Source organism: Streptomyces sp. NPDC047886, from assembly GCF_043204435.1.
GTDB lineage: Bacteria > Actinomycetota > Actinomycetes > Streptomycetales > Streptomycetaceae > Streptomyces.
Genome location: NZ_JBIDCF010000002.1, coordinates 819,119 through 843,406, shown reverse-complemented (window position 1 = coordinate 843,406; position 24,288 = coordinate 819,119). Strand labels below are relative to the sequence as shown.

Annotated in this window: 24 protein-coding genes and 1 pseudogene; 12 read left to right on the top strand and 13 right to left on the bottom strand. The window is 72.6% G+C overall.

What is annotated here, in order from left to right:
• Nucleotides 1–84 precede the first annotated feature (84 nt).
• Together ACGF5U_RS09485 and ACGF5U_RS09480 are read left to right on the top strand one after the other, a co-directional pair.
• A pseudogene (locus ACGF5U_RS09485) lies at nucleotides 85–1,560 on the top strand (NAD(P)H-quinone dehydrogenase); the annotation flags it as partial.
• 209 nt (nucleotides 1,561–1,769) lie between these two features.
• Nucleotides 1,770–2,723: a DeoR/GlpR family DNA-binding transcription regulator gene (locus tag ACGF5U_RS09480; protein ID WP_392712224.1), complete on the top strand. Its 954-nt coding sequence runs from the start codon at nucleotides 1,770–1,772 to the stop codon at nucleotides 2,721–2,723.
• Between the two features lie 401 nt (nucleotides 2,724–3,124).
• Here the strand turns inward: ACGF5U_RS09480 and ACGF5U_RS09475 are convergent, their stop codons facing one another.
• A complete protein-coding gene (locus tag ACGF5U_RS09475; protein ID WP_392712225.1) occupies nucleotides 3,125–3,724 on the bottom strand; it encodes a TetR/AcrR family transcriptional regulator in 600 nt (199 codons plus the stop codon).
• Between the two features lie 110 nt (nucleotides 3,725–3,834).
• Entirely contained in the window at nucleotides 3,835–5,589 is a 1,755-nt protein-coding gene (locus ACGF5U_RS09470; protein WP_392712226.1) for an acetyl/propionyl/methylcrotonyl-CoA carboxylase subunit alpha, read from the bottom strand.
• Nucleotides 5,590–6,047: 458 nt separating this feature from the next.
• Between ACGF5U_RS09470 and ACGF5U_RS09465 the strand changes: the two genes are divergently transcribed.
• Entirely contained in the window at nucleotides 6,048–6,530 is a 483-nt protein-coding gene (locus tag ACGF5U_RS09465) for a hypothetical protein (protein ID WP_392712227.1), read from the top strand.
• On the opposite strand, the gene ACGF5U_RS09460 is transcribed toward ACGF5U_RS09465, so the two are convergent.
• From ACGF5U_RS09460 to ACGF5U_RS09445, 4 genes are all read right to left on the bottom strand, one after another.
• Nucleotides 6,511–7,113 carry a Maf family protein gene (locus ACGF5U_RS09460; RefSeq protein WP_392712228.1) on the bottom strand — a complete coding sequence of 201 codons (603 nt, stop codon included), beginning with the start codon at nucleotides 7,111–7,113 and terminating at the stop codon, nucleotides 6,511–6,513. The genes ACGF5U_RS09465 and ACGF5U_RS09460 overlap by 20 nt on opposite strands.
• Before the next feature lie 39 nt (nucleotides 7,114–7,152).
• Entirely contained in the window at nucleotides 7,153–7,281 is a 129-nt protein-coding gene (gene mmpB / locus ACGF5U_RS09455; protein WP_392712229.1) for a morphogenic membrane protein MmpB, read from the bottom strand.
• A gap of 373 nt (nucleotides 7,282–7,654) precedes the next feature.
• The gene (locus ACGF5U_RS09450; protein ID WP_392712231.1) at nucleotides 7,655–7,864 is read right to left on the bottom strand and encodes an acyl-CoA carboxylase epsilon subunit; all 210 of its coding nucleotides are present in this window, start codon (nucleotides 7,862–7,864) and stop codon (nucleotides 7,655–7,657) included.
• 10 nt (nucleotides 7,865–7,874) lie between these two features.
• On the bottom strand, nucleotides 7,875–9,458 hold the full coding sequence (locus ACGF5U_RS09445) for an acyl-CoA carboxylase subunit beta (RefSeq protein ID WP_392712232.1): 1,584 nt from the start codon (nucleotides 9,456–9,458) through the stop codon (nucleotides 7,875–7,877).
• A gap of 119 nt (nucleotides 9,459–9,577) precedes the next feature.
• Here ACGF5U_RS09445 and ACGF5U_RS09440 point away from each other — a divergent pair, with 119 nt between their 5' ends.
• The 5 genes from ACGF5U_RS09440 (at nucleotide 9,578) to hutH (ending at nucleotide 15,636) form a co-directional block, all read left to right on the top strand.
• Nucleotides 9,578–10,489, top strand: a complete 912-nt coding sequence (locus tag ACGF5U_RS09440) for a biotin--[acetyl-CoA-carboxylase] ligase (protein ID WP_392712233.1) — start codon at nucleotides 9,578–9,580, stop codon at nucleotides 10,487–10,489.
• Nucleotides 10,490–10,631: 142 nt separating this feature from the next.
• Nucleotides 10,632–11,771 carry an adenylate/guanylate cyclase domain-containing protein gene (locus tag ACGF5U_RS09435; protein WP_392712235.1) on the top strand — a complete coding sequence of 380 codons (1,140 nt, stop codon included), beginning with the start codon at nucleotides 10,632–10,634 and terminating at the stop codon, nucleotides 11,769–11,771.
• Between the two features lie 34 nt (nucleotides 11,772–11,805).
• Entirely contained in the window at nucleotides 11,806–12,702 is an 897-nt protein-coding gene (locus tag ACGF5U_RS09430) for an enoyl-CoA hydratase/isomerase family protein (RefSeq protein ID WP_392712236.1), read from the top strand.
• A 109-nt stretch (nucleotides 12,703–12,811) separates the two neighbouring features.
• On the top strand, nucleotides 12,812–13,951 hold the full coding sequence (locus ACGF5U_RS09425; protein WP_392712237.1) for a diguanylate cyclase domain-containing protein: 1,140 nt from the start codon (nucleotides 12,812–12,814) through the stop codon (nucleotides 13,949–13,951).
• Nucleotides 13,952–14,058: 107 nt separating this feature from the next.
• A complete protein-coding gene (gene hutH, locus ACGF5U_RS09420; RefSeq protein WP_392712638.1) occupies nucleotides 14,059–15,636 on the top strand; it encodes a histidine ammonia-lyase in 1,578 nt (525 codons plus the stop codon).
• A 37-nt stretch (nucleotides 15,637–15,673) separates the two neighbouring features.
• Here the strand turns inward: hutH and ACGF5U_RS09415 are convergent, their stop codons facing one another.
• A complete protein-coding gene (locus tag ACGF5U_RS09415) occupies nucleotides 15,674–16,003 on the bottom strand; it encodes a hypothetical protein (RefSeq protein ID WP_392712238.1) in 330 nt (109 codons plus the stop codon).
• A 106-nt stretch (nucleotides 16,004–16,109) separates the two neighbouring features.
• On the opposite strand from ACGF5U_RS09415, the gene ACGF5U_RS09410 reads away from it, so the two are divergent.
• Both ACGF5U_RS09410 and ACGF5U_RS09405 read left to right on the top strand, forming a co-directional pair.
• Nucleotides 16,110–16,454, top strand: a complete 345-nt coding sequence (locus ACGF5U_RS09410; RefSeq protein ID WP_392712239.1) for a hypothetical protein — start codon at nucleotides 16,110–16,112, stop codon at nucleotides 16,452–16,454.
• 245 nt (nucleotides 16,455–16,699) lie between these two features.
• Nucleotides 16,700–17,974: an Ig-like domain-containing protein gene (locus tag ACGF5U_RS09405; RefSeq protein WP_392712240.1), complete on the top strand. Its 1,275-nt coding sequence runs from the start codon at nucleotides 16,700–16,702 to the stop codon at nucleotides 17,972–17,974.
• A gap of 141 nt (nucleotides 17,975–18,115) precedes the next feature.
• Here the strand turns inward: ACGF5U_RS09405 and ACGF5U_RS09400 are convergent, their stop codons facing one another.
• Nucleotides 18,116–18,646, bottom strand: a complete 531-nt coding sequence (locus ACGF5U_RS09400; protein WP_392712242.1) for a hypothetical protein — start codon at nucleotides 18,644–18,646, stop codon at nucleotides 18,116–18,118.
• A gap of 257 nt (nucleotides 18,647–18,903) precedes the next feature.
• On the opposite strand from ACGF5U_RS09400, the gene ACGF5U_RS09395 reads away from it, so the two are divergent.
• Nucleotides 18,904–19,392 (top strand): hypothetical protein, encoded by a 489-nt coding sequence (locus ACGF5U_RS09395; RefSeq protein ID WP_392712244.1) that lies wholly within the window; start codon nucleotides 18,904–18,906, stop codon nucleotides 19,390–19,392.
• Between the two features lie 217 nt (nucleotides 19,393–19,609).
• Here ACGF5U_RS09395 and msrA read toward each other — a convergent pair whose 3' ends face one another.
• Both msrA and ACGF5U_RS09385 read right to left on the bottom strand, forming a co-directional pair.
• Entirely contained in the window at nucleotides 19,610–20,275 is a 666-nt protein-coding gene (gene msrA, locus ACGF5U_RS09390; RefSeq protein WP_392712640.1) for a peptide-methionine (S)-S-oxide reductase MsrA, read from the bottom strand.
• A 75-nt stretch (nucleotides 20,276–20,350) separates the two neighbouring features.
• Nucleotides 20,351–21,484, bottom strand: a complete 1,134-nt coding sequence (locus ACGF5U_RS09385) for a hypothetical protein (protein WP_392712246.1) — start codon at nucleotides 21,482–21,484, stop codon at nucleotides 20,351–20,353.
• 56 nt (nucleotides 21,485–21,540) lie between these two features.
• Here ACGF5U_RS09385 and ACGF5U_RS09380 point away from each other — a divergent pair, with 56 nt between their 5' ends.
• Nucleotides 21,541–22,695, top strand: a complete 1,155-nt coding sequence (locus tag ACGF5U_RS09380) for a cystathionine gamma-synthase (RefSeq protein WP_392712248.1) — start codon at nucleotides 21,541–21,543, stop codon at nucleotides 22,693–22,695.
• A gap of 97 nt (nucleotides 22,696–22,792) precedes the next feature.
• Here ACGF5U_RS09380 and ACGF5U_RS09375 read toward each other — a convergent pair whose 3' ends face one another.
• The 3 genes from ACGF5U_RS09375 to ACGF5U_RS09365 form a co-directional block, all read right to left on the bottom strand.
• Nucleotides 22,793–23,047 (bottom strand): hypothetical protein, encoded by a 255-nt coding sequence (locus ACGF5U_RS09375; protein WP_392712250.1) that lies wholly within the window; start codon nucleotides 23,045–23,047, stop codon nucleotides 22,793–22,795.
• On the bottom strand, nucleotides 23,044–23,649 hold the full coding sequence (locus tag ACGF5U_RS09370) for a sigma factor-like helix-turn-helix DNA-binding protein (RefSeq protein ID WP_392712252.1): 606 nt from the start codon (nucleotides 23,647–23,649) through the stop codon (nucleotides 23,044–23,046). The genes ACGF5U_RS09375 and ACGF5U_RS09370 overlap by 4 nt, the downstream gene beginning before the upstream one ends.
• 65 nt (nucleotides 23,650–23,714) lie before the next feature.
• Nucleotides 23,715–24,263, bottom strand: a complete 549-nt coding sequence (locus ACGF5U_RS09365) for a MarR family winged helix-turn-helix transcriptional regulator (protein ID WP_392712254.1) — start codon at nucleotides 24,261–24,263, stop codon at nucleotides 23,715–23,717.
• Nucleotides 24,264–24,288: the final 25 nt, after the last annotated feature.

Sequence of the window (24,288 nt, the reverse complement as noted above, 5' to 3'; positions counted from 1 at the left end):
CGAAGCTCACGGAACAGTGCGGGACAATGAAGTACGTACTCCCATCCATCGAGGACAGCTCAACCCCCGGCGAAACCGGCTCGCGGGGTTGCCGTGACGAGAGCGCGAGGCGTAACCCCAGTGACCCGGATCGTGATCATCGGTGGCGGACCCGGCGGATACGAGGCGGCCCTGGTGGGCGCCCAGCTCGGCGCGGAGGTGACCGTCGTCGACTGCGACGGCCTCGGCGGGGCTTCCGTCCTGACGGACTGCGTCCCTTCGAAGACCCTCATCGCGACCGCCGAGGTGATGACGACCTTCGACTCCTCGTACGAGGAACTGGGCATCATCGTCGCGGACGACACCCCGCACGTGGAGCAGGCCGCCCGGGTCGTCGGTGTCGACCTCGGCAAGGTCAACCGCCGGGTGAAGCGCCTGGCGCTGGCCCAGTCCCACGACATCACCGCCTCCGTCACCCGGGCGGGCGCCCGCGTGATGCGCGGGCGGGGCCGGCTCGACGGCCAGCAGGCCATGGACGGCTCCCGGAGGGTCGTCGTCACCGCCGCCGACGGCACCGAGGAGACCCTCACCGCCGACGCCGTGCTCATCGCGACCGGCGGCCACCCGCGCGAGATCCCGGACGCCCTGCCGGACGGTGAGCGCATCCTCAACTGGACCCAGGTGTACGACCTGGACGAGCTCCCCGACGAGCTCATCGTGGTCGGCTCCGGTGTCACGGGAGCGGAGTTCGCCGGCGCGTACCAGGCGCTGGGCTCCCGCGTCACCCTCGTGTCGTCCCGCGACCGGGTGCTTCCGGGTGAGGACCCGGACGCCGCCGCCGTCCTGGAGGACGTGTTCCGGCGCCGGGGCATGAACGTCATGGCCCGCTCCCGCGCACAGTCCGCCAAGCGGGTGGGCGACCGGGTCGAGGTGACCCTCGCCGACGGCCGGGTCATCTCCGGCTCGCACTGCCTGATGGCGGTCGGCGCCATCCCGAACACCGCCGGGATGGGCCTGGAGGAGGCCGGCGTACGGCTCAAGGAGTCCGGCCACGTCTGGACCGACAAGGTCTCGCGCACGTCGGCGCCCGGCGTCTACGCGGCCGGTGACGTCACGGGCGTGTTCGCCCTCGCCTCGGTGGCGGCCATGCAGGGCCGGATCGCGATGTACCACTTCCTCGGCGAGACGGTCGCCCCGCTGAACCTCAAGACGGTGTCGTCGAACGTCTTCACCGACCCCGAGATCGCCACGGTCGGTTACACGCAGGCCGACGTCGACGCGGGCAAGATCGACGCCCGGATGGTCAAGCTGCCGCTGCTGCGCAACCCGCGCGCCAAGATGCAGGGCATCAGGGATGGCTTCGTCAAGATCTTCTGCCGCCCCGGCACCGGCATCGTGGTCGGCGGCTGTGTCGTCGCCCCGCGGGCCAGCGAGCTGATCCACCCCATCTCGATCGCGGTCGACAACAACCTGACGGTCGAACAGATCGCGAACGCCTTCACCGTGTACCCCTCGCTGTCGGGGTCGATCGCCGAGGTGGCACGACAGTTGCACACCCGGAAGACGACAGCCGAGTCCTAGTCCGCCGCCGAGACCGGGACAACACCCGGCAACCCCCGGCAAGTCGGGACATCCATCGTCCCGGTCCGGTCAGCGGCCGGTCATCCCGCGATCGCCGGCGCACACGTACGGGGCCGCCCATACCACTTGGCGGCCCCGTTCGTTCGCAATTTCTCTGATTCGGCCCGCACAGCTGCAAACAATCGGCCGCTGGGGTTACTGTCAGTTTCGTGTTCGCTGCAGAACGTCGTCAGTTGATCCTTGAAATGGTGCGCGCCAACGGGGCGGTATCGCTCCGGGAGCTCGCCCGCGTCGTCCAGACCTCCGAAGTGACCGTACGGCGTGACGTGCGCGCACTGGAGGCAGAAGGACTCCTCGACCGCCGGCACGGCGGTGCGGTACTGCCGGGTGGTTTCACGCGAGAGTCCGGCTTCCCGCAGAAATCCCATCTCGCGACCGCCGAGAAGACGGCCATCGCCGATGTCGCCGCGAGCCTCGTCGAAGAGGGTGAGGCCATCGTGGTCGGCGCGGGGACCACCACCCAGGAACTGGCCCGCCGGCTGGCCCGCGTACCCGGCCTGACCGTCGTCACCAATTCGCTGCTGGTGGCCCAGGCCCTCGCGCACGCCAACCGGGTGGAAGTCGTCATGACCGGTGGCACCCTGCGCGGCTCCAACTACGCGCTGGTCGGCAGCGGGGCCGAACAGTCCCTCCAGGGACTGAGAGTCTCCCGGGCCTTCCTGTCCGGCAGCGGCCTGACCGCCGAGCGGGGCCTGTCCACGTCCAACATGCTGTCGGCGAGCGTGGACCGGGCACTGGTCCAGGCCGCAGCGGAGGTCGTCGTCCTGGCCGACCACACCAAGCTCGGCACCGACACCATGTTCCAGACGGTGCCCACGGATGTGATCACCCGTCTCGTCACCGACGAGCCGCCCACGCACGACGACCGGGCGGCCACGGAGCTCCAGGCCCTCGCCGACCAGGGAGTCCAGGTCACGGTGGCCGGATCAGGGCCGGGTGCCACGTCCGGCGACGGTGCCCCACCAGGACGGCAGCCCCGCAGGGACGTTCCCCTGCCGGGCCAGCGCGGCCGCCACCCGGGCTCCCAGCTGCGCAGCGCCCTGGCGGGCGCCGACGCCCAGCCGACCGAGCGCGCCCGAGTCGCCGACCTCCGCCGCCGCTAGGCCGGGTCCGCCGGACCACCAGACCGCCCGCCGGGCGGGAGGGGGCGTGGAGGGTCGCCCCCGCAGGGGTCGGCGGCGACGCGACGGCTCCCATAGCCGGCACCCAAGGCCGCCGACGCCGAGGAGGTGAGCCCGGAACGCCCCCGACCCACCCACCCACGGGCGGAAGTACGACGGCCCAACGCCCGCCCCCACGGCACCCGACCTCCCACGGCCCCCGACCCCCCACGGCCCCCGCCCCCCACGGCCCCCGACCCCCCACGGGCCCCGACATCACACCCTCCACGGCCCCCGACCCACCCACCGACGGGCGGAAGTACGACGGCCCAACGCCCGCCCTCCACGGCCCCCGACCCCCCACGGGCCCCGACATCACGCCCGAACCAAGGCCCGCGCCGACGCTACGGCTTCAGACCGCGCAGGGTCAGCTTCAGCAGCCGGTCCGCCAGCTCCCCGTCCGCCGGGTCCTGTTCGGCGGCGAGGGCGATCGCGTTGGTCAGCTGCATGAGGTCGCCGATCGACACGTCCGCCCGTACCGTCCCCGCCTGCTGCGCCCGTACCAGGAGCCGTTCGCCGGCCTCCCGCAGCGGGACGTTGCACTGCGACAGGGCCGACGTCGTGTCGTGCGACGCCGACAGGAGCGCCCGCGCCAGCCCCCGGTACTCGCCCGCGTGCGTCACGATGGCCCGCAGCCACTCCACCAGCGCCGTGCACGGCTCGTCCGCGTCGGCCAGTTCCCGCGAGCGCAGCAGCAGCGCCCCGAGCGCCTCCTGGAACACCGCGCTCAACAGCGCGTGCCGGTTCGGGAAGTGCCGGTACAGCGTGCCGATGCCGACCCCCGCGCGGCGCGCGATGTCCTCCAGCGACGCGTCCGTGCCGTGCTCGGCGAACGCCGCGCGGGCCACGCTCAGCAGCCGTTCGTAGTTGCGGCGGGCGTCGGCCCGCATGGGACGCGGCGCACCGCCCGGCGCCGTACCGGTACCGGTGCCGGTGATCGCCATCGCCTGTCCTCCTTGCTCCGTACGTCCAGCATGCCATCGGGCGGCACAGGCCGAGGGGCCCGCCGGGCAGTATGCCCGGGGGCCCCTCGCTGGGTCGGTGCGGAACCCGGTCAGTCCTTGATCTCGCAGATCGCCGCGCCGGACGTCACCGACGCGCCCACCTCCGCCAGGAGGCCCTTGACGGTGCCCGCCCGGTGGGCGTTGAGCGGCTGCTCCATCTTCATGGCCTCCAGGACGACGATCAGGTCGCCTTCCTTGACCTCCTGGCCCTCCTCGACGGCCACCTTGACGATGGTGCCCTGCATGGGCGAGGCGAGGGTGTCGCCGGAGGCGGCCGGGCCGGACTTCTTCGCGGCGCGGCGCTTGGGCTTGGCGCCGGCGGCCAGCCCGGTACGGGCGAGGCTCATGCCCAGCGACGACGGCAGGGAGACCTCCAGGCGCTTGCCGCCGACCTCGACGACGACGGTCTCACGGCCCGGCTCCTCGTCCGCCTCGGCGTCGGCCGGCGCGGCGAACGGCTTGATCTCGTTGACGAACTCGGTCTCGATCCAGCGCGTGTGGACCCGGAACGGATCGCTGGTGAACGCCGGGTCGGCGACGACGGCACGGTGGAACGGGATGGCGGTCGCCATGCCCTCGACCTGGAACTCGGCCAGGGCGCGGCGGGCCCGCTCCAGGGCCTGCTGCCGCGTCGCGCCGCTGACGATCAGCTTGGCGAGGAGGGAGTCCCAGGCGGGGCCGATGACGCTGCCGGACTCCACGCCGGCGTCGAGCCGGACGCCGGGGCCGGTCGGGGGCGCGAAGGTGGTGACGGTGCCGGGGGCCGGCAGGAAGTTGCGGCCGGGGTCCTCGCCGTTGATGCGGAACTCGAAGGAGTGGCCCCGCACGGCCGGGTCGTCGTAGCCGAGCTCCTCGCCGTCGGCGATGCGGAACATCTCGCGGACGAGGTCGATGCCGGTGACCTCCTCGGTCACCGGGTGCTCGACCTGGAGGCGGGTGTTGACCTCCAGGAAGGAGATCGTGCCGTCCATGCCGACGAGGAACTCGACGGTGCCGGCGCCGACGTAGCCGGCCTCCTTGAGGATGGCCTTGGAGGCGCGGTAGAGCTCCGCGTTCTGCTCGGGGGAGAGGAACGGCGCCGGGGCCTCCTCGACCAGCTTCTGGTGGCGGCGCTGCAGGGAGCAGTCACGCGTCGACACGACGACCACGTTGCCGTGCTGGTCGGCGAGGCACTGGGTCTCGACGTGGCGCGGCTTGTCGAGGTAGCGCTCCACGAAGCACTCGCCGCGGCCGAAGGCGGCGACCGCCTCGCGGACCGCCGAGTCGTACAGCTCGGGGACCTCTTCGAGGGTGCGGGCGACCTTCAGGCCGCGGCCGCCGCCACCGAACGCGGCCTTGATCGCGATGGGGAGGCCGTTCTCCTCGGCGAAGGCGACGACCTCGTCGGCGCCGGACACCGGGTCGGGGGTGCCGGCGACCAGGGGGGCGCCGGCGCGCTGGGCGATGTGCCGGGCGGCGACCTTGTCACCGAGGTCGCGGATGGCCTGCGGCGGCGGACCGATCCAGATCAGTCCGGCGTCGAGTACGGCCTGCGCGAACTCCGCGTTCTCGGAGAGGAAGCCGTAACCCGGGTGGATGGCGTCCGCGCCGGAGTCCTTGGCCGCCTGGAGCACCTTGGCCATGTCGAGATAGCTGGCGGCCGGGGTGTCACCGCCCAGGGCGAACGCCTCGTCCGCGGCACGGACGTGCAGGGCGTCCCGGTCCGGGTCGGCGTAGACGGCCACGCTGGCGATCCCGGCGTCCCGGCAGGCACGGGCGACACGGACAGCGATTTCGCCACGGTTGGCGATGAGCACCTTGCGCACGATGGCTCCCTCCTTGCTGTATTTCCCGGAAGGCAGTGCCCCCGGTTGTGGCTGCGCCGCGGGCCGGACCCCCGGCCGGCGGATCCCGGCCCGGAGTGCTCGACGGGCCACCGCGCCGAAGACTTCCCAAAACACGCTGAGTTTAGGGACTGCCGACACGGCGTTTCGACCCGGCCCCACAGGTGAGCTTCCCCACACGGAGCGTGATCCGGTGTCTGTCCGGACGGCGAAAACCCTTGTCCCGCCACGGTACGCGGGTGTTCTTCACGGCACAGTATCGCTGTGGTGTGGCCAAGGTCTCTGTCCGCGCGGTCAGCGGACGATCAGGTTTCTTTGTGGAATCCCTACGAATGGGCGAGTGATTCTTTGCGGCGGTGTCGTGACCCTTGCCCCAGGGTTTACTCGTTAGTAGCCTGCGCGTCGTCCGTACCGCAGGTAACTGCCAAGGGGGACCCGTCGTGGCCCGCAGACCGATCGCCCTCGTGTCCGGTGCCGCCCTGCTCGTCGAGGCGGTGGGGGTGGTGCTCCTGCACGGTGTCCTCGCGACCGTCCTGTCGGGGCAGCGCATGTCGCTGGCCGGGCTGGACCCGGACGCCATGATCGCGGGTACCTGGGCGATGGGCGGTGCGTTCGGGCTCTACCTGGCCGTGTGCGGCACGGTGCTGCTGATCACCGGGGTGCGGGACCGCAGGCCGGGCCGGGCGGCGCGGATCCTGCTGATCTCGTGCGCGATCACCCATGGCGTGCTGGGTGCGGTGACGGTGGGGCTGGTGGGGTGGTCGGCCTTCGTCTTCATGATGGTGATGCTGGCACTGGTGGTGTTGTCCCTCGTCGCGTACGCGCCGGAGGCCGGGCACCGAGCCGCCCCGGACACGACCGGCACGGCCCCCACGCGCCCTCCGGGCGACGCGGACGGAGCCGTCACACCCACAGGTCCGTGACCGACACGCCGAGCTGTCCGAGCAGCCTCCGCAGCAGCGGGAGCGACAGACCGATGACGTTGCCGGGGTCGCCGTCGATGCCCTCGATGAACGGCGCCGAGCGCCCGTCCAGCGTGAACGCGCCCGCCACCTGGAGGGGTTCGCCGCTGGCGACGTACGCGGCGATCTCGGCGTCCGTCGGCTCGCCGAAGCGCACGAGCGTGGACCCGGTCCCGGAGGCGTACCGCTTGCTGGCCGTGTCGTGGACGCAGTGGCCGGTCTGGAGGACGCCGACCCGGCCGCGCATGGCCTTCCAGCGGGCGATGGCCTCCTCCGCGTCGGCGGGCTTGCCGAGCGCCTGGCCGTCCAGCTCCAGGACGGAGTCGCAGCCGATCACCAGGGCGCCGGACACCTCGGGGCGTGCGGCCACCAGGGACGCCTTCGCCTCGGCCAGCGCGAGGGCGAGCTCGGCCGGCGTGGGGGCGGTGACCTTGTCCTCGTCGAAGCCGCTGACGATGACCTCGGGGTCGAGCCCCGCCTGACGCAGCAGTCCGAGGCGGGCGGGGGACGCGGAGGCGAGCACGAGTCGGCGCTGAGCAGTCATGGCGCCATCGTACGGAAGGAGCGGCGGCCGGGGCGGCCGTCAGCGCAGGCCCGCGACGAACATCGCGATCACCATGGCGAGCGCCAGGAGCGTGCCCGCGCGGCGGAGCATGGCCTGCATGTCCCGCATCTCCTTGGGCGGCTCGTTCTCCGGATCGGACCACAGCATGCGGTCGATCCTGCTGGCCCGGAGCGGCGTGGCGCCTGAGTATCCGTACTCAGGCGCCACGGTAGGAATGGACTAATCCGCAGGACGGACCCGCACTCGGCGCGGGCCGCGTCCGCGCCGGATCCACTCCACGACCGGACCGGGGCGGACCCGGCCGAGGTGGACCCGGCCCGACTGGACCGGGGCGGACCCGGCCGAGGTGGACCCGGCCCGACCCGACCCGACCCGACCGGACCGGACCGGACCCGACCCGACCCGACCGGACCGGACCGGACCCGACCGGACCCGACCGGGACGGACCCGGCCGGCGCGGACCCGGCCGGACCCGGCGGGACCGATGTGACCCGGCCGGACCCGGGCGGACCCGGCGGGGTCAGGTCGGCCAGTAGGACCTGGCCCATGAGCGGGGGCCCGGCTGGGGGCGGCGGGCTCGGGCGATGCGCGCCGGGTCCGACCAGCCCTCGGGGACGGGCGGCGCGCCTTCGGCGCCGGCCGAGGCCGTCGCCGCGGCGCGCGCCTGGACCACCGCCAGTGCGGCGGCCAGCTCCTCCGGGGTCGGGTTGCCCCGTACGACCTTGATCATGAGGGGCTCCTTAGAGGGGGATGTTGCCGTGCTTCTTCGGAGGCAGGCTTTCCCGCTTCGTCCGCAGCTGACGCAGGCCCTTCACGATCTGCGTGCGCGTCTCCGACGGCATGACCACGGCGTCGACGTAGCCGCGCTCGGCCGCCGTGTACGGGTTGAGCAGGGCGTCCTCGTACTCCTGGATCAGCCGCGCGCGGGTGGCCTCGGTGTCCTCGGCCTCGGCGATCGTCCGGCGGTGCAGGATGTTGACGGCGCCCTGCGCGCCCATGACGGCGATCTGCGCGGTCGGCCACGCCAGGTTCAGGTCGGCGCCGAGGTGCTTGGAGCCCATGACGTCGTACGCGCCGCCGAACGCCTTCCGGGTGATCACCGTGATCAGCGGCACCGTGGCCTCGGCGTACGCGTAGATGAGCTTGGCGCCGCGCCGGATGATGCCGCCGTACTCCTGGTCGACGCCGGGCAGGAAGCCCGGTACGTCGACGAAGGTCAGCACCGGGATGTTGAAGGCGTCGCAGGTGCGGACGAAGCGGGCCGCCTTCTCGCTGGCGTTGATGTCGAGGCAGCCGGCGAACTGCATCGGCTGGTTGGCGACGACACCGACCGGGAAGCCCTCGACGCGGCCGAAGCCGGTGAGGATGTTCGGCGCGAACATGCCCTGGGTCTCCAGGAACTCGCCGTCGTCCAGCACGTGTTCGATGACCGTGTGCATGTCGTACGGCTGGTTCGCCGAGTCCGGGATGAGGACGTCCAGCTCCCGGTCCTCGTCCGTCGCCTCCAGGTCCGCCTCCTCCGGGAAGGCCGGCGGCTCGGACAGGTTGTTCGACGGCAGGTACGACAGCAGCGACTTGACGTACTCGATGGCGTCCTTCTCGTCGCCCGCCATGTGGTGTGCCACGCCGGACGTGGTGTTGTGCGTACGGGCGCCGCCCAGCTCCTCGAAGCCGACGTCCTCGCCCGTCACCGTCTTGATGACGTCGGGGCCCGTGATGAACATGTGCGACGTCTGGTCGACCATCACCGTGAAGTCGGTGATCGCGGGGGAGTAGACCGCACCGCCCGCGCACGGCCCGACGACCAGGCTGATCTGCGGGATCACGCCCGAGGCGTGGGTGTTGCGGCGGAAGATCTCGCCGTACATGCCGAGGGCCATGACGCCCTCCTGGATGCGGGCGCCGCCGGAGTCGTTGATGCCGATGACGGGGCAGCCCGTCTTCAGGGCGAAGTCCATCACCTTGATGATCTTCTGCCCGAACGTCTCGCCGAGCGCCCCGCCGAAGACCGTGAAGTCCTGCGAGAACACGGCGACCGGCCGGCCGTCGACCGTGCCGTACCCGGTGACGACGCCGTCGCCGTACGGGCGGTTCCTGTCCAGGCCGAAGTTGGTGGAGCGGTGCCGCGCGAACTCGTCCAGCTCGACGAACGACCCCTCGTCGAGGAGCAGGCCGATCCGTTCGCGGGCCGTCAGCTTGCCTTTCGCGTGCTGCTTCTCGACGGCACGCTCGGAGCCCGCGTGCGTCGCCTCCTCGATACGGCGCTGCAGATCCGCGAGCTTCCCCGCGGTCGTGTGAATGTCGGTCTCTTGACGCTCGGACATCGGGATGCGGCTCCCTGCCTGGTCACGGGTGGTCACGGGTTCGTTGGCTACTGGCCCGTAGCGTATCGGCGGGGATGCCGTTCGGCAGTGCGGTGTTTGCCACACCTAGGCTGGGTTGCATGACGCCCTCACATGGTCCAGGAAGCGGTACGGGAAACGGGCGGGGAACCCGTCGGGAGGCACGCGGGGAGACCGGTCCGGCGAGCCGCTGGACCGACCTCGAACGGCCCCCGCTGAACGCCACCGCCCTGCGCCGGGCCCTGCTGCGGCCCGGCTCCCTGTGGACGTCCCTGGACATCGTGACGGCGACGGGCTCCACCAACTCGGATCTCGCCGCCAGGGCCGCCGAGCTCCCCGAGGGCGCCGTCCTCGTCGCCGAGGAGCAGACCAGCGGGCGTGGGCGGCTCGACCGCGTCTGGTCCGCGCCCGCCCGCTCGGGCCTGTTCCTCTCCGTACTCCTCAAGCCCGACGTGCCCGCGCACCGGCTCGCCTGGCTGCCGCTGCTCACCGGGGTCGCCGCCGCCACCGGACTCGCCAGGGCGGCCGGTGTCGACATGTTCCTGAAATGGCCGAACGACCTGCTGGTGAAGGTCGGCGGGGAGGAGCGCAAGACCGGCGGCATCCTGGCCGAGCGCGCCGGGGCCGACGGCATCGTCGTCGGGCTCGGTCTCAACGTCACCCTCCGGGACGATGAGCTGCCCGTGCCGACCGCCGGGTCGCTCGCCCTCGCGAACGCCGTCTGCGCCGACCGGGACCCGCTGCTCCGCGCCGTCCTGCGGTCGCTGGAGGAGTGGTACGGCAAGTGGACCGCCGTCGACGGCGACCCCGCCGCCTGCGGCCTCCAGGAGGCGTACGCGGCGGGCTGCGCCACTCTCGGCCGCACCGTCCGCGCGGAGCTGCCCGGCGACCGCGCCCTCACCGGCGAGGCGGTCGCGGTCGACGGTGACGGGCGGCTCGTCGTGGGCACCCCGGACGGCGGCCGGGAGTCCGTGGGGGCGGGCGACATCGTCCATCTGCGCCCGGCCGGCTGAACGCGCTGCGCAGCGGGGACGTGAGCCAGGGCACACCTGCCGTATCGTTGAGGCGATTCGCCGGTGCGGGCCCCCGGGCCCGTCCGGCGGGAGACCGGCAGATCGGCAGGGCAGTGCGCAGGGAACGGGCAGGAGGCGGCCGGTGACCGTCGACGACGCGAACGCGGGCGGAACGGAACACCCCACCCCCCACCATGTCGTCGACCATACGGCGGAGCCCACCGACAACCCCCTCGCCATCCGTCTGGAGCATCTGATCCTGGGCGCCGAGCGGCGCTACACCCCCTTTCAGGCGGCCCGCACCGCCGGGGTGTCCATGGAGCTGGCGTCCCGCTTCTGGCGGGCCATGGGCTTCGCCGACATCGGCCAGGCCAAGGCGCTCACCGAGGCCGACGTGCTGGCGCTGCGCCGGCTGGCCGGTCTGGTGGAGGCGGGCCTGCTGAGCGAGCCGATGGCCGTGCAGGTCGCGCGGTCCACCGGCCAGACCACGGCGCGGCTCGCCGAGTGGCAGATCGACTCGTTCCTGGAGGGTCTGACCGAGCCGCCCGAGCCGGGTATGACCCGCACCGAGGTCACCTACCCGCTGGTCGAGCTGCTGCTGCCGGAGCTCCAGGAGTTCCTGGTGTACGTGTGGCGGCGCCAGCTCGCCGCCGCGACCGGCAGGGTCGTGCAGGCCGCCGACGACGACGAGATGGTCGACCGGCGGCTCGCCGTCGGCTTCGCCGACCTGGTCGGCTTCACCCGGCTGACGCGGCGCCTGGAAGAGGAGGAGCTGGGCGAGCTGGTCGAGGCGTTCGAGACGACCTGCGCCGACCTGGTCGCGGCGCACGGCGGCCGGCTGATCAAGACGCTCGGCGACGAGGTGCTGTTCGCCGCGGACGACGCGGGCACGGCGGCGGAGATCGCGCTGCGGCTCATCGAGACCCTCGGCCACGACGAGACGATGCCGGCGCTGCGGGTCGGTATCGCGTTCGGCACGGTCACCACGCGCATGGGCGATGTGTTCGGTACGACGGTGAACCTGGCGAGCAGGCTCACCTCGATAGCGCCGAAGGACGCCGTCCTGGTGGACGGGGCGTTCGCGGAGGAGCTGTCCCGTACGGGGGAGGCGCCCGTGTCGGAGACCCAGGCGGCGGAGGAGGCGGCCCGCGCGGAGAAGGAGGGCGAGGCCCCGCCCCCGTACCGGTTCGCGCTCCAGCCGATGTGGCAGCGGCCGGTCCGCGGCCTCGGCGTCATCGAACCCTGGCTGCTGTCGCGACGGGAGCCTAGGATCCCCGGGTAACGAGATAACGGTCGTTAACCGGGAGGGTCACAGGATGTCTCAGTCCGAGTCCGAGTCCGCGTTCGCATCCGCGCCGGATGTCGCGCCGGGGTCCGCGTCCGCGCCGGATGTCGCGCCAGGGGCCGCGTCCGCGCCGGAGCGGCGCTTCGGGGAGTTCGTCGCCGTACGCCGTCACGAGGGGCTGCCGTACGTCGCCGAGCTGGTGCTCGACCGGCCCAAGGCCATGAACGCGGTGTCGACGGAGATGGCCCGCTCGATCGGTGCCGCGTGCGACGCGCTGGGTGCCGACCGTTCCGTACGGGTGACCGTGCTGACCTCGTCCCACGACCGGGCGTTCTGCGTGGGCGCCGATCTGAAGGAGCGGAACTCCTTCACGGACGCCGAGCTGGTGCGGCAGCGGCCGACCGCGCGCGCCGCGTACACCGGTGTCCTGGAGCTGCCGATGCCGACCGTCGCCGCCGTGCACGGCTTCGCGCTCGGCGGCGGGTTCGAGCTGGCGCTGGCCTGCGACCTTATCGTCGCGGACGCCACGGCGGTCGTCGGGCTGCCCGAGGTGTCCGTCGGGGTCATCCCCGGCGGCGGCGGTACGCAGCTGCTGCCGCGCCGGGTCGGGGCGGCGCGCGCCGCGGAGCTGGTGTTCACCGCCCGGCGGGTGGCGGCAGCCGAGGCCGCGGGGCTCGGCCTGGTCGACGAACTGGTGGAGGACGACGCCCGGGGCGCCGCCCTGGAGCTGGCCGGGCGGATCGCCGCCAACTCGCCGGTCGGGCTGCGCGCGGCCAAGCGGGCGCTGCGGCTGGGGCACGGCCTCGACCTGCGGGCCGGCCTGGAGGTCGAGGACGCGGCGTGGCGTTCCGTCGCCTTCTCCGGCGACCGGGCGGAGGGTGTCGCGGCGTTCAACGAGAAGCGGCCGCCGGTGTGGCCGGGTGAGTGAGGCTCCCTTACGGAGCGTCACTGGCGTGGCTCAGAGTCACCGGAGTGGCCCTGGGTGACCGGAGCGGTCCGGAGGGTGAAAAGTCCAGGGGCATCCCTAAGCTTGAGGAATGGGTGAGGATGTCCGACTGCGGACCGTAGTGGCGTTGGCGCAGGCGATGGCCGCCGCGCACACGCCGCGTGAGTGCTGGCGCGCCGCCGCGCTGGGTGCGTGCGAGGCGCTCGGCGGCACGTTCGCGGCGCTGTCGGTCTGGCAGCGGGATCACGGCCGGCTCAAGGTCCTCGTGAACGCGGGCGCGCGGGCGCCGGACGAGGAGGAGTTCCCGGACTCCGAGACGTACCCCGTCCACCAGTTCTCCGAGATCACCGAGTTCCTGCACGAGCGGTGGGCCGGTGGCGGCGAGCCCAACGCCTGGGTCGAGACCGCCGAGGGGCCGGGCCCTGGCGACCACGGCTACAGCCACCGCCGCGCCGCCGCGCTGCGCCGGCGCGGGCGCGGCTGCTGTGTCGTCGCGCCGATCGTGCTGCACGGGCGGGCGTGGGGCGAGCTGTACGTCGCGCGCGCCGCCGGGGCGCCCGTCTTCGACCGGGGCGACGCGGACTTCGCGACCGTGCTCGCCTCGGTCGTCGCCGCCGGGATCGCCCAGACGGAACGGCTGGAGGAGGTGCGCAAGCTCGCCTTCACCGATCCGCTGACCGGCCTCGCCAACCGCAGGGCCGTCGACACCCGGCTGGACGAGGCCGTCGAACGGTTCCTGGCGGACGGGTCCGTCGTCAGCCTCGTCGTCTGCGACCTGAACGGCCTCAAGGAGGTCAACGACACGCACGGCCACGCCGTCGGCGACCGGCTCCTCGAACGGTTCGGCTCGGTGCTCTCCTGCTGCGGCGCGCGGCTGCCGGGCGCGCTCGCGGCGCGGCTCGGCGGCGACGAGTTCTGTCTCGTGTCGGTCGGCCCGGTCGCGGACGAGGTGGTGGCGGTCGCCGACGAACTGTGCGTACGGGCGGGAGAGCTGGAGCTGGGCGCGGGCGTGGCCTGCGGGGTCGCGTCGACCGGCGACCCGATCGGGCCGGTGCGGTCGGCCAGGCGGCTGTTCCGGCTCGCGGACGCGGCGCAGTACCGGGCGAAGGCGGCGCGGTCGGCGAAGCCCGTGGTGGCGGGGCGGGACGGGGCGGTGATCCGGCTGGCCGACGCCCCGCCGACGGCGTCGAGGGACCGCCGCCGGTTCCGGGACGCCCACCCGGGGGTGTGAGGCGTGGGGCGTGGGACGGGGTCACAGGGTGACCGGTCGGTAAGGGGCGCTTGTCCGGCGGGGTAGTGACACGTTGGGATTCAGTCCGTAGGGTGCTGAATATGGATATGCACACTGTCGTGGTGGGGACGTCCGGCACCTCCGCCCAGGACGTCATCGCCGTCGCCCGCGGCAACGCCCGCGTCGAGCTGTCCCAGGACGCCGTCGACGCCCTCACCCGCGCCCGCGAGATCGTCGACGCCCTCGCCGCCAAGCCCGAGCCGGTGTACGGCGTCTCCACCGGATTCGGGGCGCTCGCCACCCGGCACATCGGCCACGACCTGCGCGCCCAGCTTCAGCGCAACATCGTGCGGTCGCACGCCGCCGGCATGGGCCCGCGCGTCGAGCGCGAGGTCGTCCGCGCGCTGATGTTCCTGCGGCTCAAGACCGTCGCGTCCGGCCACACCGGCGTACGCCCCCAAGTCGCGCAGACCATGGCCGACGTACTCAACGCGGGCATCACGCCCGTCGTCCACGAGTACGGGTCGCTCGGCTGCTCCGGCGACCTGGCGCCGCTCTCGCACTGCGCGCTCGCCCTCATGGGCGAGGGCGACGCCGAGGGCCCCGACGGCACCGTCCGGCCCGCCGCCGAACTGCTCGCCGAGCACGGCATCGCCCCCGTCGAGCTCCGCGAGAAGGAGGGCCTCGCCCTCCTCAACGGCACCGACGGCATGCTCGGCATGCTGATCATGGCCCTGGACGACCTGGAGCAGCTGTACAAGTCGGCCGACATCACCGCCGCCCTCTCCCTGGAGGCCCTCCTCGGCACCGAGAAGGTCCTCGCCCCCGAACTCCACGCCATCCGCCCGCACCCCGGCCAGGCGGCGGCGGCCGCGAACATGCTCGCCGTGCTGAAGGGCTCCGAGCTGACCGGCCACTACCAGGAGGAGGCGGCGCCGCGCGTCCAGGACGCCTACTCGGTGCGCTGCGCCCCGCAGGTCGCGGGCGCGGGCCGTGACACGCTCGCCCACGCCCGGCTGGTCGCGGAGCGCGAACTCGCCGCCGCCGTGGACAACCCGGTGGTCCTTCCCGGCGGCACCTCCCACCCGGGCGAAGCCGGGAGCGCGGGAGGCCGGGTCGAGTCCAACGGCAACTTCCACGGCGCGCCCGTCGCGTACGCGCTGGACTTCCTCGCCATCGCCGCCGCCGACCTGGGCTCCATCGCCGAGCGCCGCACCGACCGGCTCCTCGACAAGCACCGCTCCCACGGCCTGCCGGCGTTCCTCGCCGACGACCCGGGCGTCGACTCCGGCCTGATGATCGCCCAGTACACGCAGGCCGCCCTGGTCAGCGAGCTGAAGCGACTGGCCGTCCCCGCGTCCGTCGACTCCATCCCGTCCTCCGCCATGCAGGAGGACCATGTCTCCATGGGCTGGTCGGCCGCGCGCAAGCTGCGCACCGCCGTCGGCAACCTGAACCGGATCATCGCGGTCGAGCTGTACGCCGCGACCCGCGCGATCGAACTGCGCCACGGCCTCACGCCGGCGCCCGCGTCCCGCGCCGCCGTCGACGCCCTGCGCGCCGCCGGCGTCCAGGGCCCCGGGCCGGACCGCTTCCTCGCACCCGACCTGGAGGCAGCGGACGCCTTCGTCCGCGAGGGCGGGCTCGTCGCGGCGGTCGAGCGGGTCACCGGCCCGCTGGCCTAGGCCACCTCCCGGGCGCCGACGACCGGGGCGCGTGCCGTCAGAGCGCGGCGCGCGCCCCGCGGCGTACCGCGAACGTCACCAGGCCCGCACCGAGGCCCAGGAGCGCCGTCCCGCCGACGAGATACGGGGTGGTGTCCATGCTGCCGGTGTCGGCGAGGACCAGGCCGCCCTGGCTCCCACCCCGGCCGCCATGGCTCCGGGTGTCGTTCGCCGGAGTCACGGTCGACGCGCTCGCCGACCCCTCCCGCGCTTCCTGAGGTACGGCCGGCTGATCACCGGTGGCGTTCGCCGATGGGACGAACCACAGCGCACACAGGAGCGTCCCGGCGGCGGTGGCGGTCAGCAGAGGGCGACGGGCGACGGACACAGATTCAGATCCCCTTGCGGAACCGAGAATTGGTGGCTGCGCCGATGCTAATGAACACAGCGGGTCGTGGGAAAGTCGCGCGGGCGAGGAGCTTACGCTCCGTCATATGAGCCCTTCTGAGACATCACGGTATGTACGGCTTCGCGTGGACGTGGTCGTGGAGGTGAGCGACAGGGACGAGCTGGCCGACGCCGCTCTGCGACGGATCGACGACGACGAGTTCATGCCCGACGAGGAGCGCGCGCACGCCAGGTCCGCCGTGCGCGAGGACGAAGCGGAAGCGCTGGCGTACCTCGTGGAGCCCGTCGACCTGCTCGGCGAGCTGCCCGGCGTCGAGCTGGTCCAGGCCTCCTGGACCAGCGAGCGCGGGGACTACCGCCCCGGCGTCGACGGCTGGGACCTGGAGGAGGACGAGGACCTGGAGGAGGAGGCGGCGGAAGCGGAGGACTGAGGTACGGCGGCAGGGCCGGGCGCACCGCGCCCGGCCGGAGTGTGACACCCTGCAGACCAGACCCAGGAGCGCCCGCGCGCCCGCGCGCGCGAGCGCTCCGGGGTCACCCCTGTGCCCGCCGCCCGACGGGAACCGGCGAAGCGTCCCAAGCGTCGATCAGTGGTGTTCCCCACATCCGGGTCCGTTATGGAACCGGACGGGGTGTCATGGGTGTTGTTGAGAGAGTTGGCAGGGAATCCGCGACCATGGAGAAGCGTGTGATGACGGACAGCAAGCGGCGCAGAGGTCTGATGGCCGCGTCCGCACTGCTCGGCGGCGTGCTGGTGCTCACAGCCTGCAACGACGGCGAGGCCAAGGGCGCCGGCGACAGCAGCGCCGACAGCTCGAAGCAGTCACAGGCCCAGGTCGACGAGGCGGCGGCGAAGGACGCCTCGGAGGCCCGAATAGAGATCTCGCCGAAGAACGGCGCCATCAACGCCAGCATCAACAACGACGCCAAGGTCACCGTCAGCGAGGGCACCCTCACGCAGGTCACCATGGCGTCGGCGGACGGCGCGGCCGTCAAGGGCGAGCTGGCCGCCGACGGCAAGAGCTGGCAGCCGACCGAGCAGCTGAAGCGCGCGACCACGTACAAGATCGCCGCGTCGGCCAAGGACTCCCAGGGCCGCGAGGCGCACGAGAACGCGTCCTTCACGACCGTCTCCCCGGCCAACAGCTTCATCGGCAACTTCACGCCCGAGGACGGCTCCACCGTCGGCGTCGGCATGCCGGTCTCGATCAACTTCAACAAGCCGATCACCGACCGCAAGGCCGTCCAGTCCGGCATCACGGTGTCGTCGAGCAGCGGCCAGGAGGTCGTCGGCCACTGGTTCAACTCGCAGCGCCTCGACTTCCGGCCCGACCAGTACTGGACCGAGGGCTCCACGGTCACGCTGAAGCTGGCGCTCGACGGCGTGGAGGGCACGAAGGGCGTCTTCGGCGTCCAGCAGAAGACCGTCACCTTCAAGATCGGCCGTAACCAGGTCTCCACCGTCGACGTCGCCACCAAGATGATGACGGTGACCCAGGACGGCAAGACGGTCAAGACGATCCCGATCTCCGCCGGCTCCCCGGAGAACCCGACCTACAACGGTCAGATGGTGATCTCCGAGAAGTTCAAGGAGACCCGGATGAACGGGGCGACCGTCGGCTTCACCGACGACGACGGCAAGGGCGAGTACGACATCAAGGACGTGCCGCACGCCATGCGGCTGTCCACGTCGGGCACCTTCATCCACGGCAACTACTGGGGCGCCGACTCCGTCTTCGGCAACGTCAACACCAGCCACGGCTGCGTGGGCCTCAACGACGTCAAGGGCGCCGGCGACCCGAACCAGGCCGCGGCCTGGTTCTACAACAACTCGCTGATCGGCGACGTGGTCATCGTCAAGAACTCCAAGGACAAGACCATCAAGCCGGACAACGGCCTCAACGGCTGGAACATGAACTGGTCGGAGTGGAAGGCCGGATCCGCGGTCTGACCCGCACCGCTCCGCCCGTACGCCCTGGACGGGAACAGCCGGCCCCCGAGCGAAACCGCTCGGGGGCCGGCTGCTTCACCGCGTCGCTGGTTCACCGCGTCGCTGTACACCGGGCGCCGTGCGCCCGCGGACGGGCGTCCGTCACTTGTACTCGATGCCCCACAGGTTGCTGCTCTTCTTGACCGGGGCGACGATGTTGGCCTTGTAGATCGTCTCGCTCTTGCAGCTGCCGCCCGCACCCGTGAAGACGCGGTACTTGTGGGCCGTGAAGCTCTTGGCCTCGTGCTGCATCATCAGCCGGCCACGGGTCTTGCCCGACTTGTTCTTCACGGTGGCCGAGTACGTCCAGGTGTCGGACTTCGACCAGCTCTTGCCGACCGCGACGCTGAACGACGCGGACGCCTTGGCGAAAATGACCCCGGCGTCGGCTCCCACGGTGGCGGTGCCGGTGGCGGTCCACGTACCGGTCTTGTTCTTCGAATAGCTGATGGTGACGCCCGGCTTGGCCCAGTCGCTGTGGACGTTGGTGTTCTTCCACACCGTCTTCTTGTTGGTGATCGAGTAGTACGTCCCCGTCTGGTCGCAGGCGGCGAACGCGGGCGCCGCCGTGCCGACGACGATGCCACCACTGACCACGACAGTCGCGAGCCCAGCACTGAGAGCGCGTCTCATGAATCGGTTTCCCCTCGTTGTTGGACAGCCGTTCGGCTGACCGGTCGAGCGGAAGACTGTCAGTCAGGTAGCCGGGTGTGCTAGGCAATTGAGGATCAATTGAGGCGGAAGCACCCCGTCCGGTGGGAGAAACGCGGGCACGCCGGGGCTCTTGGGACAATCGGCCGGACCCCACGAGCATGCCGGGAAGGCTCTCCCGGAGCGGCCGCCGGAAACGAGGATGCGCCGGCAGGCGGGTGACGGCTACAACGGCAGGCATGACCGTCTTCTTCTGCCGCGAGTGCGGCGGCGAACTGACGCCGGACCTGACGCCGCTGCCCACTGTTCCCGACCTGCCGGACGCCGTGGAACGGGACCAGGAGACACGCAGGGCGCCGTCCACCGTGCCGCGAGGGCGTTACGCGATCGAGCCCGACCCGTGGGGAGCGCCCTACGTGCCCCATCCGGATCAGGAGGACGGCGGGCCCGCCCAGTCGCGTGGCCCGTGGAGGTCTGATGAGGGGGTTCTCATGATCTCGGCGGGACCGCGCGACAACATCGTCATCGACCCCGAGGACGCGTCCGGCCTCGAACCGCTGCCCGGCTGGGAGAACAGCGACGGCTGCTGCGGTCCTTCCGGTGACCGCGGCCCCAACCGGGCCTGCCCTTGCGGAGCACGCGTCGCGACGCTCGCCGCGGACTGCTACGGCCCGTACGAACTGCATCTCGACGCGGTACGGGTATACGCGGTCGATCCGCACGCATGACGAGGCGGACAGGCTGGACGCCGTGCGCCGGGGCCGGTGGCACCGCCGTGCGGTCCACCGTCACGTCGACCGTCGCGCGACCGCAGCCGCAGCCGCAGCCGCAGCCGCTGCGGTCCGTCACTCGCGCAGGCGGGATCTGGGCGCGGAGGGCGCTGCTCACCGGATCGGGGCCGGCGAGCAGCGCGCTCAGCGCCGGCCTCGCGTCCGGCGAGAGGGCTCAGCCATCGGCCTTCGCGACGCCGATCGGGCAGGCCACGCCCGTGCCGCCGATGCCGCAGTAGCCGGCCGGGTTCTTGTCCAGGTACTGCTGGTGGTACGCCTCGGCCGGGTAGAACGGGCGGCCGTCCGCGGGGAGGATCTCGGTGGTGATCGTCCCGTACCCGGAGCCCGTCAGGACCTGCTGGTAGGCGCCGCGGGAGTCCTCGGCGGTGGCGGCCTGGGCGGGGGAGTGGGTGTAGACCGCCGAGCGGTACTGGGTGCCCACGTCGTTGCCCTGGCGGAAGCCCTGCGTAGGGTCGTGGGACTCCCAGAAGAGCTTGAGGAGCTTCTCGTACGAGACGGCCGCCGGGTCGAAGACCACCCGGACGACCTCCGTGTGACCCGTCAGGCCCGAGCAGACCTCCTCGTACGACGGGTTCTCGGTGTGGCCGCCCTGGTAGCCGACCAGGGTCGTCCAGACACCGTCGGTCTGCCAGAACTTCCGCTCGGCGCCCCAGAAGCAGCCGAGGCCGAAGTCGGCGACCTCCATGCCGTCCGGGTACGGGCCGGTGAGCGGGGTGCCGAGGACCGTGTGGCGGTCGGGCACGGTGAATCCGGGCTCCGGGCGGCCCTTCAGCGCCTGCTCGGGGGTGGGCAGCACGGGCGTACGGCCGAACAGCATGATCCGGTCTCCTTCGACGTGGCGGCACCGGGAACAACGTCCCGGCGCCCCCGCGCATTCCGGGTCACCTCGGCGGCGTCACCTCGGCAGCGTCGCCGGGTTCCCGCCGTTCGCCTCGTACCCGGCGACGGCCAGCGCACGGAACACCGCGTACTCGGCCGCCGGGTCCTCGCTCATCGTCCAGGGCAGCGCGCCGACGTGGCCGTCGACGTGCACGATCTGGTCCATCGCCTCGGACCAGCGCTGGGCGCCCACCAGGAAGTGCAGCAGCAGGTGCCGCACGTGCGCCAGCATCGGGTCGTCCGGGCGCGCGGCGTGCACCGCGAACAGGGCGCCCTCCATCGCCTTGGACACCACCTCGGTGCCGAAGAAGTCCCGAACCAGCGCCATGTCCGGCAGGTGCTCCCAGACCGCGAACAGCGGCAGCGCGGCGAGCAGCGAGCCCTGCGGCGCCCGCGCCGCGGCCGACGTCGCGAACCGGTCGGCGTCCGCCCGCGAACCGTGCCACTTCTCGCACCAGTAGTGCAGCGCCGCCAGGTGCGCGCCCATGTGCTGCGGCGCCCGGTCGATGATCTTCGCCCAGACCTGGTCGAACTGCTCGGGGCTGTAGCCCAGTCCCCGGGCGACGGCCAGCTCCACGATGTACGGCACGGGGTCGCCGGGGGCGAGCAGCGCCGCCTCGCCGCACACCGTACGGGCCTCCTCCAGGATGATCCGGAAGTCGTCGGCGCCGGCCGCCGACGAGCGCCACGCCTGCTGCACCAGGAACTCGGCGTGCACGGCCGCGCCGCCCGCGTCCTTCGGGGCCTCCGCCCGCCAGGCCCGCAGCCACGCGCCCGCCGGCCGCCCGCCCCCGGACCCGTCCTCCGCGGGCGCGCCCCGCTGCTGGAGCTCCAGCGACGCCGCGCCCGCGAACGCCTGCACCCGCTGCCAGCGGACCTCGCCGTCCTTGGGCGTTCCGGCCAGCAGCTGCGAGGCGGCCCGCCAGTCCTGGGTGCGCTGCACCACGTCCAGGACGTCCATCAGGTCCTGGTCGGGGCCGGGCATCCGGACGTCGAGCTGTTCCTGCCGTACGAATCCGTACGCCAGCGGGTCGGCGGCGTCCGGGGCACCCGGCTGGGCCAGCCGGATGCCCGAGCGGCGGCGCCGCATCCAGGGCGACAGGGCCATGGCGATCAGACCCACCGCGAACAGGAACACGAGAATCTCCATACCGCCATTGTTCCGGACGGCCCGGGGAACCCGTCGGCCGGACTACGCTCGCCCTCATGAGCGACCAGCACAGCCACCAGAATTTCGAGACCCGCGCCATCCACGCGGGCAACACCGCCGACCCGCTGACCGGCGCGGTCGTCCCGCCCATCTACCAGGTGTCCACGTACAAGCAGGACGGTGTGGGCGGCCTGCGCGGCGGTTACGAGTACAGCCGCAGCGCCAACCCGACGCGTACCGCGCTGGAGGAGAACCTCGCGGCGCTGGAGGGCGGCCGGCGCGGCCTCGCCTTCGCCTCCGGCCTCGCGGCCGAGGACTGCCTGCTGCGGGCGCTTCTCGCGCCCGGCGACCACGTCGTCATCCCGAACGACGCCTACGGAGGCACGTTCCGGCTGTTCGCGAAGGTCGTCGCCCGCTGGGGTGTGGAGTGGTCGGTCGCCGACACCTCCGACCCGGCGGCGGTCCGGGCGGCCCTCACCGACCGTACGAAGGTGATCTGGGTCGAGACGCCGTCGAACCCGCTCCTCGGCATCACCGACATCGCGGCGGTCGCCGATGTGGCGCGGACGGCGGGCGCGAAGCTGGTCGTCGACAACACCTTCGCGTCGCCGTACCTCCAGCAGCCGCTGGCGCTGGGCGCGGACGTGGTCGTGCACTCGCTGACCAAGTACATGGGCGGCCACTCCGATGTCGTCGGCGGCGCGCTGGTCACGGCCGACGAGGCGCTCGGCGAGGAACTGGCGTACCACCAGAACGCGATGGGCGCGGTGGCCGGTCCCTTCGACTCGTGGATCGTGCTGCGGGGCATCAAGACGCTCGCCGTCCGCATGGACCGGCACAGCGAGAACGCCTCCCGGGTGGCCGAGATGCTCACCTCGCACCCGAAGGTCACCCACGTCCTGTACCCGGGCCTCCCCGACCACCCGGGCCACGAGATCGCCGCGAAGCAGATGCGCGGTTTCGGCGGCATGATCTCCTTCCGGGTCGCGGGCGGCGAGGAGGCGGCGGTCGAGGTGTGCAACCGCGCCAAGCTGTTCACGCTGGGCGAGTCCCTCGGCGGCGTCGAGTCGCTCATCGAGCACCCGGGCCGGATGACGCACGCCAGCGTGGCGGGTTCGCTGCTGGAGGTCCCGGCGGACCTGGTGCGGCTGTCGGTCGGCATCGAGAACGTCGAGGACCTGCTGACGGACCTGCGCGAGGCACTCGGCTGACACCGCTCGGGCCGGTACGGGCCGGTACGGGCCGGTCGGAGCCGGCGGGGCCGGTCGGGCCGTACCGGTCGGCCGGTACCGCACGGCGGCGGGTCCCTCAGAACTCCTCGAAGCGCGGCGTCGTGGGTGGTGCGGGCTCCGGCCACGGGTCGGTGAGCGCCGCCCACACCACGAACGCCACCATCGACACGGTCAGCAGCGCCCACAGCACCAGGTGCCGGAGCCTGGCCCGGCGCAGGGCGCGCACGCCGTCGGCGACCGCCCGGGGCAGCAGGTCCGGCGGCACCCGTGGACGCGGGGCGTCCGCCAGCAGCCGCCGGACCTCGGCCGCCTTGCGGTCCTCGCCGTTCACGGCGTCACCGTCCGGGCGGCGGGCGCCGTCGGCGGGGCCGGCCGCGCGGGGGCGCTGCGCAGGGTGCTGACCGCCCGGGTGCACAGGGCGCGGACCCGGTCGGGCGGCAGCCCGAGCAGCGCCCCGACGTGCTCGTCGGGCAGTCCCTCGTACAGCCGGAGCACGACGATCAGCCGTTCCCGCGGCGGCAGCCGGGACAGCGGGCCGCCCCGGCCCCGGTGGTGGCGCCAGGCGGACCGGGCGAACCGGGCGGCCAGCTCCCGGCGGGCCATGGCGTACGGGTCGTCGGCGTTCCTCGCGTACCAGTGGGCGTATGTCGCGGCGAGGGCGGCGACCAGGAGCCGCTGGGCCCGCGGGTTGGCGCCGGGCGGCCTGGCCGGCTCGGTCGTCAGCAGCGTCGCGGCATGCAGCAGGCGGCCGCCGGTGCCCGCGACGAACGCCTCGAACTCGCGGACGTGGGCGCGGCCGGACGCGCGGGCGTGTTCCCGGTGGGGCGTGCGGTCGCCCTGGTACGCGCGGGCGTGTTCCCGGTGGGGCGTGCGGTCGCCCTGGTACGCGCGGTCGCTGCCGGCCGCTCGTCCACCTTCCCCGTGTGAGGCCACGTCCTCATATGAGGCCAGGGCCCGCGACCGGGTCAAGGGTCGTGACACCGGCCACGCTCACGCGGTCAGGAACCGGGCGCCGGCTCCGGGTGCGCGGGCGGCAGCAGGCCCTGCCGGGCGGACAGCGCCGAGTTGAAACGGGTCAGCAGCGTGCAGAACGACTCGCGCTCCTGCGGGGTCCAGCCCTCGGTCACCTCGGCCATCAGGTGGCGCCGCGACAGGCGGACCTCCTCAAGCCGGGCAAGGCCGCGCGGCGACAGCTGGAGCACGACCGCCCGGCCGTCCTCCGGATGCGACGTGCGCTTCACGAGGCCGGTGTCGACGAGCGGCGCGACCTGGCGTGTGACCGTGGACGAGTCGATGCCCATCCCGGCCGCCAGTGCCTTCACGCCCATCGGGCCTTCCTGGTCGAGCCGGTTGAGCAGCAGGTAGGCGGCCCGGTCCATGGAGTTGCGGAGCTGGCCGGTACCCCCGAGGCGGGTCTGTTCGGCGCGCCGCGCGAAGACGGCCACCTCGTGCTGGAGGGCGTCGAGGAGACCGGTGTCACCCGGGGGCTCGGGGGTCGCCCCCATGGAGACAGACGCAGTGGTCGTCATGTCCTGGGAAGTGGGCATGGCTGCGGGGCTCTCTCGTGCGGCG